Origin of the sequence: Kitasatospora sp. NPDC058190, assembly GCF_042883685.1 — a bacterium.
In the GTDB taxonomy this organism is placed as follows: domain Bacteria; phylum Actinomycetota; class Actinomycetes; order Streptomycetales; family Streptomycetaceae; genus Kitasatospora.
This window is the reverse complement of the sequence record NZ_JBHVVI010000009.1, coordinates 131,918-143,116: the sequence shown is the minus strand read 5'-3', so window position 1 is coordinate 143,116 and position 11,199 is coordinate 131,918. Positions and strand designations below refer to the sequence as shown.

Annotated in this window: 10 protein-coding genes; 1 reads left to right on the top strand and 9 read right to left on the bottom strand. The window is 73.1% G+C overall.

Annotated features, from left to right (window positions below; all coding sequences use genetic code 11):
• Positions 1-138: 138 nt before the first annotated feature.
• Positions 139-1,629 (bottom strand): DHA2 family efflux MFS transporter permease subunit, encoded by a 1,491-nt coding sequence (locus tag ACFVWU_RS06705; RefSeq protein ID WP_387616494.1) that lies wholly within the window; start codon positions 1,627-1,629, stop codon positions 139-141.
• Positions 1,630-1,803: 174 nt separating this feature from the next.
• The gene (locus ACFVWU_RS06700) at positions 1,804-2,226 is read right to left on the bottom strand and encodes a DUF3291 domain-containing protein (protein WP_387616492.1); all 423 of its coding nucleotides are present in this window, start codon (positions 2,224-2,226) and stop codon (positions 1,804-1,806) included.
• A 291-nt stretch (positions 2,227-2,517) separates the two neighbouring features.
• Here ACFVWU_RS06700 and ACFVWU_RS06695 point away from each other — a divergent pair, with 291 nt between their 5' ends.
• The gene (locus ACFVWU_RS06695) at positions 2,518-3,138 is read left to right on the top strand and encodes a MerR family transcriptional regulator (RefSeq protein ID WP_387616491.1); all 621 of its coding nucleotides are present in this window, start codon (positions 2,518-2,520) and stop codon (positions 3,136-3,138) included.
• 33 nt (positions 3,139-3,171) lie between these two features.
• Here the strand turns inward: ACFVWU_RS06695 and ACFVWU_RS06690 are convergent, their stop codons facing one another.
• The 7 genes from ACFVWU_RS06690 to ACFVWU_RS06660 form a co-directional block, all read right to left on the bottom strand.
• Positions 3,172-3,348, bottom strand: a complete 177-nt coding sequence (locus tag ACFVWU_RS06690) for a hypothetical protein (protein WP_387616489.1) — start codon at positions 3,346-3,348, stop codon at positions 3,172-3,174.
• A gap of 92 nt (positions 3,349-3,440) precedes the next feature.
• Complete coding sequence (locus ACFVWU_RS06685; protein ID WP_387616487.1) at positions 3,441-3,740, bottom strand: cupin domain-containing protein; 300 nt, start codon at positions 3,738-3,740, stop codon at positions 3,441-3,443.
• 142 nt (positions 3,741-3,882) lie between these two features.
• Positions 3,883-5,193, bottom strand: a complete 1,311-nt coding sequence (locus ACFVWU_RS06680) for an NAD(P)/FAD-dependent oxidoreductase (RefSeq protein ID WP_387616485.1) — start codon at positions 5,191-5,193, stop codon at positions 3,883-3,885.
• Positions 5,194-5,204: 11 nt separating this feature from the next.
• A complete protein-coding gene (locus tag ACFVWU_RS06675; RefSeq protein ID WP_387616483.1) occupies positions 5,205-5,984 on the bottom strand; it encodes a 4'-phosphopantetheinyl transferase family protein in 780 nt (259 codons plus the stop codon).
• Positions 5,985-6,004: 20 nt separating this feature from the next.
• Positions 6,005-7,798, bottom strand: coding sequence for an acyl-CoA dehydrogenase family protein (locus ACFVWU_RS06670; protein WP_387616481.1), 1,794 nt, complete (start codon positions 7,796-7,798; stop codon positions 6,005-6,007).
• On the bottom strand, positions 7,798-9,534 hold the full coding sequence (locus ACFVWU_RS06665) for an acyl-CoA dehydrogenase family protein (protein WP_387616479.1): 1,737 nt from the start codon (positions 9,532-9,534) through the stop codon (positions 7,798-7,800). Before ACFVWU_RS06665 ends, ACFVWU_RS06670 begins: the two co-directional genes overlap by 1 nt.
• Positions 9,531-11,156, bottom strand: coding sequence for a PfaD family polyunsaturated fatty acid/polyketide biosynthesis protein (locus ACFVWU_RS06660; RefSeq protein ID WP_387616477.1), 1,626 nt, complete (start codon positions 11,154-11,156; stop codon positions 9,531-9,533). The genes ACFVWU_RS06665 and ACFVWU_RS06660 overlap by 4 nt, the downstream gene beginning before the upstream one ends.
• Positions 11,157-11,199: the final 43 nt, after the last annotated feature.

Sequence of the window (11,199 nt, the reverse complement as noted above, 5' to 3'; positions counted from 1 at the left end):
CCTTAGACCCGTACCATTTATGTGAGCCGGTGTGGGTTTTGCCCCCCGCTGGCCCCCTGGGGTCGACCGCCCCGGGTGTGGTGTGCCGCCCGCCGCGCGGGGCCCGGCACACCTCACCGGACGGGTGAGGGAAGTGCATCAGACCGAGGTCGGGGTCACGGATCGCGGACCGTCGGCCGGCTCCCCGCCAGCGGCGGTGTCGGCGGTCGCGACGGGCCGCGGCCTGCGCGGGATGCCCAGGGCGCAGAGTCCGCCGAACACCACCACGCCGACGCCGACCCAGGTCGCCGGGTGCAGCCCGTCGACGAACGTCTGCGGGCTGAGGGCGCTGCCGCTGTGCGCGAAGACCGTGCTGAGGACGGCGATGCCGAGCGCGCCGCCGATCTCCCGGACGGTGGCGTTGGCCCCGGAGGCCTTGCCCTGCTGCTCCGGACCGGCCGAGGCGAGCACCACGGAGGCTGTGGGCGCGAAGACGAAGCCCATGCCCGCGCCACCGAGCAGCATCCCGCCGACCAGGTGGGAGTAAGGGGTGTTCGCGGTGGCCTCCAGGTTGATCCAGGCGAGGCCCACCGCCTGGAGGAAGAGGCCCAGCGCCATCAGGCGCCCGCCGCCCACCTTGTCGGTGACGGCCCCGGCGACCGGCGCGATGACCATCGGCATCAGGGTCCAGGTCAGGGTGAGCACACCGGCCTGGAGGGGGGTGCGGTGCGGAGCGACCTGGAGGTACTGGGAGAGCATGAAGATCGAGCCGAAGACCCCGAAGTACATGCCGGCGGAGACGACGTTGGTCAGCACGAAGGCCCGGGAGCGGTACAGGCTGAGCGGCAGCAGCGGGTGCTCGGCGCGCAGCTGCCAGAGCACGAAGAGGACCAGCAGCACCGCGCCGCCGATGAAGGCGCCCAGGATGCGGCCCGACGTCCAGCCGTCCTGCTGGCCGTTGACGATGCCCCAGACCACGGCGACCAGGCCGACGGTGGCCAGCAGCATGCCGAGCAGGTCCAGGTGGGTGTCGGGGACCTTGCTCTCCTTCAACGCGAAGACCACCAGCGGGACGGCGACGACGCAGACCGGCACGTTGATCCAGAAGATCCACTGCCAGGCGAGGCCGTCCACCACCGCGCCGCCGACCACCGGGCCCAGCGCGATGGCCAGGCCGCTGAAGGCGGACCAGAGGCCGAGCGCCAGGCTGCGGCGCTTGGCCGGCACGGCGGCGGCCAGCAGGGTCATCGAGAGCGGCATCACGGCGGAGGCACCGAAGCCCTCGACGACCCGCCAGAAGATCAGTTGGTCCGTGGTCGTGGAGAGCCCGCAGCCGATCGAGGCGAGCGTGAAGACGGCGATGCCGCCCAGGAAGATCTTCCGCCGGCCGAAGCGGTCGCCCAGCGCGGCTCCGGTGAGCAGCAGGCAGGCGAAGCTCAGCACGTAGGCGTTGACGAACCACTGGAGGTCCTGGGTGCCCGCGTCGAGCTTGACGGCGAGCGTGTGCAGCGCCGTCGACACGACCAGGTTGTCGAGCGCCACCATGAACATGGGCACGCTGCAGGCGACGATCGACAGCCAGACCGGGATGTGGCGACCGCTGCCGGCCGCGGGTGGCAGGGCCCCACCCGAACTATTCGTCGTGCTCATGACACTCCTTACTGGAGGCCGTCCCGCGGGACCTCCGCGGAACGCGCGGTCGTGCTGGATGAGGACAGCAGAGGGCGTCGCCACCGGGCGCTGGCGCCCGGTGGGGCGCGCCCCGGCCCGGGGCGGGGGACCCCGGGCCGGGAGTGCGGGGGCAGGACGGCAGGGCCGCCCGGGTCAGCGGCCGGCGCCGCCCTCGGCGGCATCCAGCCGTGCCTGCTCGGCGAGGTGCCGCTTGGCGTTCTCCCAGGTGATCGGCAGCTCCTCCACCGGCACCTCCCAGAAGGTGAACGTCGAGTCCCGCATGGTGGAGCGCAGGCCGTTCATGATGCCGCGGTGCGGCTCCGTCCTGGCGTAGGCGTAGAGGGCGTCACGCCCCTCCCACGCGGAGAGCGTGAAGAAGGTCCGCTTCAGCGGCTGGGCGATCAGCGAGGCGCCCAACGCGCCCGGCGCGGAGCGGACCTGGCGCCACGCCGACAACGACTTCAGGAAGAAGCGCGGCACATCGGCGAAGGACCGCACCTCGAAGCGGGATGCCATGACGAACGCCTGCGTGTTCGGCGAGGCCGGATTCGGAATCGTCCAGGGAAGAGTTGGCACCGTACGCCCGCCTTCATGCTTGGTGAGTGACGGTGTCTATATTAGACAGCGCCAGTACCCAATGACTAGTCGAGCGCACCGTCAACTTCCGGCCCCCGGGCGCACATCGGCCTGTGCCCGCCATCAGCGCCCCCGGCGTCCCCGCGCCCGCGGTCGACGGCCTCGGCCGCGCCTCTGTCGGCAGCCCTCGCCCTCCCACCTGGCGAGTGGCAGTATCTACAGAAAGGGACATGGCAGTATCTAGATCGAGACCGTGTGGCCGTAGCCGATGCCAGCCGAGGACAAGACGAATTGCGAATCTCCGAGTTGACCCGCCGCAGCGGGGTCCCGAACGCGACCATCAAGTTCTACCTGCGCGAGGGGCTCCTGCCCCCGGGCCGCGCCACCTCCGCGACCCAGGCCGAGTACAGCGAGGCGCACCTGCGGCGACTGCGGCTGATCAGAGCCCTGATCGGAATCCGCGGACTGAGCGTGAACGCCACCCGGGAGGTGCTGAACGCGGTCTCCGAGCACGAGGCCGACGTGCACCAGGTGCTCGGACTCGTGCTCGGCGCCAGGCCCGTGGACAAGGACGAGGAGCCCGGCCACGAGCCCGGCATGTCCGACGTGGACGCCCTGGTGGAGCGGATGGGGTGGCAGCTCTCGGAGCACGCCCCTGCCCGGAGCGTGATCGCCGAGACCCTGGAGACGCTGCGCTCGCTCGGCGCGGACTTCAGCTGGCGCACCCTGATCCCGTACGCGGAACTCGCCCAGCAGACCGCCGCACTGGACCTGGACCAGCTGAAGAACACGGACGACTCGCTCGAACAGGCCGAGCGAGCCGTCCTGCTGACGATCCTGCTGGAGCCGGCCCTGCTGGCGCTGCGCAGGATGGCCCAGGAGCACGAGTCCGCGGTGCGGCACGGCGGCTGAGCGCCCGCCCCGCGGGCGCGGCGGGCGCCGGCATCACCCCTCGACGTCCACCCGCTCGCTCTCGGTGTGCTGCGGCGGCTCCTCCTCACCCGGGTGGACGTCCGGGTGGACTCCCAGCCCCAGGCACAACAACTCGACCAGGCTGAACGTGAGTTGCTGGTGCCGCTCGCTGGGGACCGTTCCCCCTCGGACGGTGTTCCACAGAGCCATGTCCCGTACCTGCCTTTCGGCACCGGCCGCCGAGCGGACCGGAATCGGAGTGTGACACTGGTCGAGGTGCGGTGGGCGGAACCGGACGGGAGTCAGGCCTTCCCGCCGGAGGGCAGCTCGGTACCGGGCGGGAGCCTGAAGATGGAGAGGTACCTCACCTCGGTGTCGGCGACGAAGTCGCTGTGCACCGAGCCGGCCGAGGCCGCGAAGACGTCCCCGGTGCCCATCGGCACGCCCTGGTTGCGCATGGTCCCGCTGATCACGTAGAGGAACTCGGCGTGCTCGTGGACGTGCGGTCGGGTCCGGTATCCGGGCTGACCCTCGACCAGCGCGATGTGGTAACCATCGCCCTGGCCAGGATCTTGGCACGGGCTTTTCCGTCGGGGCCCCACGGAATCCACCGGATCCCGTCGAACGCGCCGACCCGTGCGATGTCCCAGCCTTCGAGTGACGGCGTCTTCGGCTCCTGGGTCGGCCCCTCCACCGGTTCCTCCGGCGCTTCCTCCGGTGACGGGGTGTCCGATCGGTCGCGGCTCACCGGCCCGGCAGCTCGCGCAGCAGCTGGGCCGCGGCCTCCATACCGGAGGAGTAGGCCGCCTCGTGCGAGCCGATCTGGTCCCAGTGCAGCGCCTTGGAGTGGAAGTAGGAGCCGCAGAGCTTCACCCGGGTGCCCTCGTTGACCCGGTAGATGTCCTTCTGCAGCTCCCGCACCCGCACGTCGATGATCGGGTGGGTGTACGGGAACTCGGCGATCACGCGCTCCGGGTCGACCTCGCCCGGATAGTCCAGGGTGACGAAGTAGTCCTTCTCCGCGGTGAAGCCGTGCAGCTTGTTCATGTAGTACGCCACGTAGGTGCGGGCCTCGCCGCCGTCGACCGCCACCTTGCCGTAGTTCCACGCCTCCCAGCGGCTGCGGTCGCCCGGCATCACCGAGGCGTCGGTGTGCAGGATGACCCGCGAGCCGTTGTAGCGGATCGGGGTGAGCACCTCGCGCTGGCGCTCACTGGGGTTCTCCAGCAGGGCGAGCGACTCGTCGGCGTGGGCGCCGAGCACCACGTAGTCGAAGGTCTCGCTGCCGCTCGCGGTGGTCACCGTGACCGAGTCGGCGTCCTGGCGGATGCCGATGGCCGGCTCGGCCGTGCGCAGCTCGGCGCCGATGGCGGCGATCGCCTTGCGGACGTAGGAGACGGACCCGCCGCTGACGGTGCGCCAGTCGACCCGGCGGCCGCCGAGGCCGCCCTCGTCGTGGCCCAGGAAGAAGGCGATCACCGTGGCGGCGGGCATCTCCCAGATGAGCTCGGCCGGCACCGACCAGACCGCCGAGGCGAGCAGGATCACGTAGGAGTGGCGGAACTCCTCGCTGTAGCCGCCGCGGTCGAGGTACTCCCCCAGCGGGATGTCGGCGAGCTTGCGCACGAAGTCCTTGCGCCCCTCGGTGTGGAAGCGGTGGGCCTCACGCCAGATCGTGAGGAACTGCGGGTACCTGTCGCCGTACTTGGCCGCCACCTCCTCCTCGCTCCACTCCAGCTCGTTGGTGCCGTACTCCAGGCCGCTGTCCAGGTCGAAGAAGTTGAAGCCGCCGAGGTGCTGCACGGCGCCCACGCCCAGCTCCTCGAAGAACCGGAAGATGTTCGGGTAGGCGGGGCGGTTGAAGACGACGAAGGCCGTGTCGATGCCGAGGATCCGGCCGTTCTCCTCGACCTCGACGGTGTTGGCGTGGCCTCCGAGGCGGTCCTCCCGCTCGAAGACGGTGATCCGGGCGTGCTCACGCAGGTGGTAGGCGGCGGAGATCCCGGCGACACCGGCACCGACGACGGCGACGCGGGGGGTGGGGTTCAGCGGCATGGCTGTGTCCTTCACAGTCCGGTGGGGATGGGCGAAAGCTCGGTACGGCGCAGGGCGCCGGGGCGCCCGTGCTCGACGGCGACGGCCAGGACGTGCTCCGGGCCGGGGTGCAGCAGGTCGAACCACCAGCGGTCGCCGGCGCCCGCCGGCTGCTCGAAGTCCTCGACGGTGATCCGGCCGGCTGCGGGCCCCCGGAAGCGGAACCCGCCGAGTCCCCGGGTCATCCCGGTGCCCAGGGCCTTGAGGTACGACTCCTTCAGCACCCACACCTCGCTCAGCCGGGCGTGGCGCGCCGCGGGTTCGAGGGCGGCCAGCTCCGCGCGTTCGGCGGCGGCGAAGTGGCGGCTGAGGTGGCCGGCCGACGCGGGGTCGGCCGGCGCGCGCTCCACGTCCACACCGCAGGCGCGGTCCTGGGTGACCACGCAGGCGATGAGGCCGTCGGTGTGCGAGAGGTTGAACCTGACGCCCTCGCACTCCGGCTCCGGCTCGGGCCGGCCGAACTCGCCGAGCCGGAACCGCCAGCCGTCCGGCGGACGGCCGGTGCGGGCGCTGAGCGCGTGGCGGCAGAGCAGCCGCGCGCCCAGGTGGCGGCGCCGGGCGCCGGCGGTGCGCAGCCGCTCGTGCCGGGCCCGTTCCTCGTCGGTGAGCAGCGCGAGCCCGCCCCGTTCGGCGGCGAAGGCGGCCACGGCGTGCTCGGGCAGCAGCCACAGGTCGACCGCGTCGGAGCGGATCGACCGCCTGGTCGCACCGGCCTCCTCCCCCACGTTGCTCGCTCCTCGGTCCTCGGCCATCGGTGATCGGTGATCGGTGGTCAGTCGCGGGCGGCGGACAGGTCACCGGTGCGCTCCGCGAGCGGGAACTGCCAGTGCGAGAACAGCCGGTTCTCCCGGTACAGGTGGCGCAGCACCCGCATCACCTCGTCGATCACGCCCGGGTCCGTCACCGCCTGGTGCGGGTACCACTGCCGGCGCAGCCGTTCGAGCTGGAGCAGCAGCAGCGCGCCGCTCGGCAGCGGGTCGTCCAGGGCGCCGTGCGAGTGGACGAAGGTGAGCACGCAGGCGGCCGCGGCGTGCAGCAGGCAGTACTCCTTGGCCAGGTCGAAGAGTTCGGCCGACTGCCCGTACTCCCGGCCTCGTCCGTCCCGCAGCGCGGCGTTGCGCTCGGCCAGCGGACCGGCCTGGGCGAGCAGATCCTCGGCCACCGCGGCGGCCCGCAGCAGCCGCTCCCGCTCCTCCTCCTTGGCCTCCTCGGCCAGCGCCCGCAGCCGGCGCAGGCCGTCCGGTGCGGCGAGCAGCGCGTCGTCCAGGCCCCGGCTGTGCAGCTCCTGCTCCCAGGGCCGGTAGGGCGGCATGGCCCGGTCGATCCCGTAGAGCACGGCCGCCCGTTCGACGGCGGCGGCCCGGGCCTCCTCGCCCGCCCCGGTGGCCGAGGCCAGCAGGCCCTCCAGCTGGCTGCCGAGGTTGCGCAGGTTCACCACCGTGTTGCCGTCGGCGAAGTTGGCCACCAGCAGGTCGCGCAGCATCTTCTGGTAGACGCCGTAGTGCGGGTGGCCGCGCAGGAAGAACCGGGCGCCCAGCACCACGCTGAGCTGCGACATGGTCCGCTCCAGTACGGTCGGCACGAGGTACTTCGCCACCGACGACCAGACGCTGGCCTGCTGCGGCACCACCTGGAGCGCGCGCACCGCGCCCAGGCTGACCGCGTCGCAGACCATCAGATCCGCGAAGACCTCGGTCAACTGGCGCCTGCTGTACGGGATGTCGCTGACCGCCTTGCCCAGGATCACCCGGCCCTCGGTGAAGTCGAGGGTGAGCCGCAGCCCGGTGTCGACGGCCGACAGCGCGATGCCGCTGATCTGCGCGCGGGCGGTCTGGGTGGCCTTGATCGCGATCTCCAGGCCCTGGCCCTCGGTGCCGACCAGGGCGGAGTCGGGCACGAAGACCTCGTCGACCTCGATTCCGCTGATGTCCATCGCGCGCAGGCCGTGCAGCCGCTCGCCGGGCAGCTCGACCACCGAGCCGACCGGCGTCCGGCGCTTCTCCAGCACGAAGATCGAGAAGCCGCCGGGTCCGCCGCGCTCACCGGTCCGGGCGAAGACGCACATCCCGTCGGACCGGGTGGCGTTGCCGATCAGCCACTTGCCGCCGGTCAGCAGGTAGCCGCCGTCGACCTTCCGGGCGGTCATCCCGTTCGCCAGCAGGTCGCTGCCGTGGCCGCGCTCGGACAGCCCCCAGGAGAGCCGCAGACCGTGCCTGACGGCCTCCACCACGGCCCGCTTCTGCTCCTCGCTGCCGCCGATCCACACCGGCATGAAGGCGAGGTTGGTGATGATCATCGCGGTGGCGGTGGTCGGGTCCCGGCGGGCGATCAGCCGCACCAGGTTGAACTCGGCCTCCACGTCGCCCGCCCGGCCGCCCTGGGCGGCGGGCAGGGCGTACTCGGGCACGCCCCAGCGGCGCAGGTCGTTGACGAAGGTGTGCGGGTACTGCTCGCGCTCGTCGTGCTCCATGATCTCGGTGAACGGCATCCGGCTGCCCGGGTCGTGGGGGTCGCCGAGATGTGCTTCGAGCCTGGCCGCCAGTGCGGTCAGATCGGCCTTGGGCATCAGGATTCCTCTCGGGAGACGGCGAGCCGGACGGGCAGCGCGGTGAACAACCGGTCACCGTCGCGCAGCGCGGCGACGGCGTCGAGCGCGGGCAGCAGCACGGACCCGTACCGCCGGGGGTCCGTCCCGTCCGCGCGGGCGAGCAGGTAGCCGAGCACCGCACCCAGCCAGCCGGTCGAGCCGGGCTCGGTGCCGTACAGCGAGCGGTGGCGGTTGGCGCGCCACAGCTGGACGCAGCAGGCGGCGGCGTGCAGCCAGCTGTACCGCTCGGCCAGGTCCACCAGCGCGTTCGGGTCGGCGCCGGGCCGCCGGGCCGCCGCGGAGCGCGCGCCGAGCCCGGCCACCGCCTCGGTCAACTGCTCGACCAGCGCGGTGGTGCCGGCCGCGGCCGGGTCCGCCGCCGGCTCGGCGGCCGCCCGCGGCAGCCCGTCCAGCACCGGGTCCGCGCCCCGGGCGAAGAGGTCCAGCCGGGCCGGGACGTACGGCGGCAGCTCCGCGTCGAGCGTGAAGACCGTCCGCAGCCGCGCCTCGGCCTCCTCGGTGGGCCCGGCGTGCTCGGCGGCCCGCTCGACCAGGGTGGGCAGCTGGCCGGCGAAGGACTTCAGATTGGCCAGCGCGCTGGCGTCGATCACCCGCACCACCGCCGAGTCGCGCTGGACCTTCTGGAACAGCCCGTCGCGCAGCACCGAGCGGGTGGCGAGCACCGAGGCGCAGCGCCGGATCAGGTCGTCCGAGGCGTCGGCCACCACGTGCTTGGCCGCCAGCCCCCAGACGCTGAACACCTCCGGCACCACGTGCACCCCGCGCGCGGCGGACAGCGCCACCGCGTCCGCGGCCAGCAGCGCCGCCGAGGCCACCGCCAACTCGCGGCGGGCGTACGGCGCCCGGGTGAGGACGGTGCGGCCGACCCGGCGGGTCCGCGCGAAGTCCAGGGTCAGGCGCACCGCGGTGTCGGCGCACCCGAGGCTGCCGGCCATGCTCATCAGCCGGACCGCCTGCTGGGCCTTGACGGCCGTCTCCAGCGCCTCGCCGCGCCGGCCGACCAGTGCCCCCTCGGGCACCGGCAGGCCGGTGAAGCGCAGCCGGGCGAAGTCGATGCCGCGCATCCCGCCGGTGCGGGGGGCCGGCAGACGGGCGAAGTGGTCCGCGGGCAGCCCGGCCGGCTCCAGCAGCACGGCCGAGAAGGCGCCCGGGCCGCGCTCACCGGTGCGGGCGACCACGTAGACCGCCTCGCAGCGGTGGCCGAGGCCCACCATCCACTTCTCGCCGTCGAGCAGCCCGTCCGGGGAGAGCCGGACCTCGCCCGCGAGCAGGTCGCTGCCGTGCTCCGCCTCGGTCAGCGCGAAGGCCACGGCGCCGCCGCGGCGCAGGATCTCCGCGGCCCGCCGCTGCTGCTCCTGGCTGCCGTGCAGCTGCAGGCAGGTCGCCGCGATGATGCTGAACATGGTGCCGGGCATCACGTTGACGTCCCGGCGGGCGGCGGCCCGCACCAGGGTCAGGCTGCGGTCGAAGGACTCGAAGGTGCCGCCCCACTCCCGGGGCAGGTAGTTGAGGTGGAAGTCGGCCCGGCGCAGCGCCTCGCACAGGTCCTCGGGGAACTCGTCGTGCTCGTCGCGGGCCACGGCCGCCGCGAAGCCGTACGGGTTGGCCGCGTCGGTCGGGTCGCCGAGCAGCAGCTCCAGCGCCTCGGGGGTGAGGGCGGCGGGCCGGTCGGCGCCCGGTGCGGTGGCGTTCACCGGGTGCCCGCCGAGCTGCCCAGGACCGGGGCCTCCAGCGGCACCGGGCGGTAGTCGGCGGCGGGCGCCGGGATGTGCACCCCGGCGTTGCGCAGCTGGGCCAGCCGGGTGTGGAAGGCGGCGCCGCGCATCAGGTGGTGGGCCACCTCGGCGACCCTGCGGTTGCCCGGGGTCTTGAGGTAGCTGCCGGTCACCCAGTCGTTGAAGCTGCCCATCGCCGGGCCGGTCCAGATCTGGTAGTCCATGGTGCGGTCCGCCTCGCCGGTGACCGCCCAGCGCGAGGACATCCCCAGGTACCAGCGGAAGACCAGCGCCATCCGGCGCTTGGGGTTGCCCGCCGCGCGGACCAGCTGCTCGGGGTCGCGCCGCTCGAAGTGGCGCACGCACTCCTGCCAGACGTCCTCCAGCGGCCGCCGGAAGATCTGCTGCTCCAGCTTGCCCCGCTCGGCCGCGGGCAGCGCCTCCAGGCCGTCGTGGGCCTGGTAGAGCTGGTACAGCCGCTGCGCCCGCATCGGGAAGAGGGTGCCCTTCCTGAGCACCTGGAGCTCCACGCCCATCTCGAACATGTCGGCCGCCGGGGCCATCTCGCAGTCGGCGATGCCGGCCTCGGCGAGCAGCGCCCTGGAGGCCGGGGAGGCCCCGGACTCCACGCAGGACTGGTTGACCGAGCCGGTGACGACGTACGCGGCGCCCATCGCGAAGGCCGCGGCCACCGCCACCGGCGTGCCCAGCCCGCCGGCCGCGCCGACCCGGATCGGCACGGCGTAGCGGTGCTCGCGCTGCACGGTGTCGCGCAGCCGCAGGATCGGCGGGAACAGCGCCGGCAGCGGGCGCCGGTCGGTGTGGCCACCGGAGTCGGCCTCCACCGTGATGTCGTCCGCCAGCGGGACGTGGTGTGCGAGCGCGGCCTGCTCGGCGGTGATCAGGCCCTGCTCCAGCAGGGTGGTGACCAGGGCGGCCGGGGCCGGGCGCATGAAGCGCTCGGCGGTCTCGGCCCGGGAGACCTTGGCGATCAGCCGGTTCTCGGCCACCACCTGGCCGACCGCGTCCCGGCGCAGCCCGGCCAGCCGGTAGCGGACCACGTGCGGGGTGAGGCCCATGAAGGCGGAGGCCTCCACGCAGCGCACCCCGTGGCGCAGGAACAGCTCCACCGCCTCCCGCTCCAGCCGGTCCTCGCTGGGGCTGTGGATCAGGTTGACGGCGTACGGCAGCCCGGGGACCTCGGCGGCGAACCGGGCCAGCGCCTTCCCGATCGTCTCGGGCAGCAGCCCGGCCGCGCCGTAGGAGGCCAGGAAGCCCGCCCTGGCCAGGGCGATCACCAGGTCGGCCGAGGCGATCCCGCCCGCCATCGCGCCGGCCATGTACGGCTGCCGGACGCCGTGCGCGGCCAGGAAGGCGGCCGAGCCGAGCCGGTGCGGGGGCAGCGGCGCGGCGGCGGCGAGCAGCGGCAGGCCCTCGCCCCCGGCGGCCACCGAGCCGCCGGAGACGGCTCCGATGCCCTCGGGGGTGACGACGACGGCACAGTGCTCGTCCAGGTCGGCCAGCACCTGGTAGATCCCGGCCTGGTCGGTGCTCGGGTATCGCTCCCCGTACCAGCGGAGCGGGATGTCGCGGTTGTCCATGGGTCCTCGGTTCTCCATCGGCTGTGCGGGCTCCGGCGGCTGT

Coding starts and splice junctions, on each gene's coding strand:
- ACFVWU_RS06680 (WP_387616485.1), bottom strand. CDS start 5,193: ATGCCGCTGAACCCCACCCCCCGCGTCGCCGTCGTCGGTGCCGGTGTC.
- ACFVWU_RS06705 (WP_387616494.1), bottom strand. CDS start 1,629: ATGAGCACGACGAATAGTTCGGGTGGGGCCCTGCCACCCGCGGCCGGC.
- ACFVWU_RS06690 (WP_387616489.1), bottom strand. CDS start 3,348: ATGGCTCTGTGGAACACCGTCCGAGGGGGAACGGTCCCCAGCGAGCGG.
- ACFVWU_RS06675 (WP_387616483.1), bottom strand. CDS start 5,984: ATGGCCGAGGACCGAGGAGCGAGCAACGTGGGGGAGGAGGCCGGTGCG.
- ACFVWU_RS06670 (WP_387616481.1), bottom strand. CDS start 7,798: ATGCCCAAGGCCGATCTGACCGCACTGGCGGCCAGGCTCGAAGCACAT.
- ACFVWU_RS06660 (WP_387616477.1), bottom strand. CDS start 11,156: ATGGACAACCGCGACATCCCGCTCCGCTGGTACGGGGAGCGATACCCG.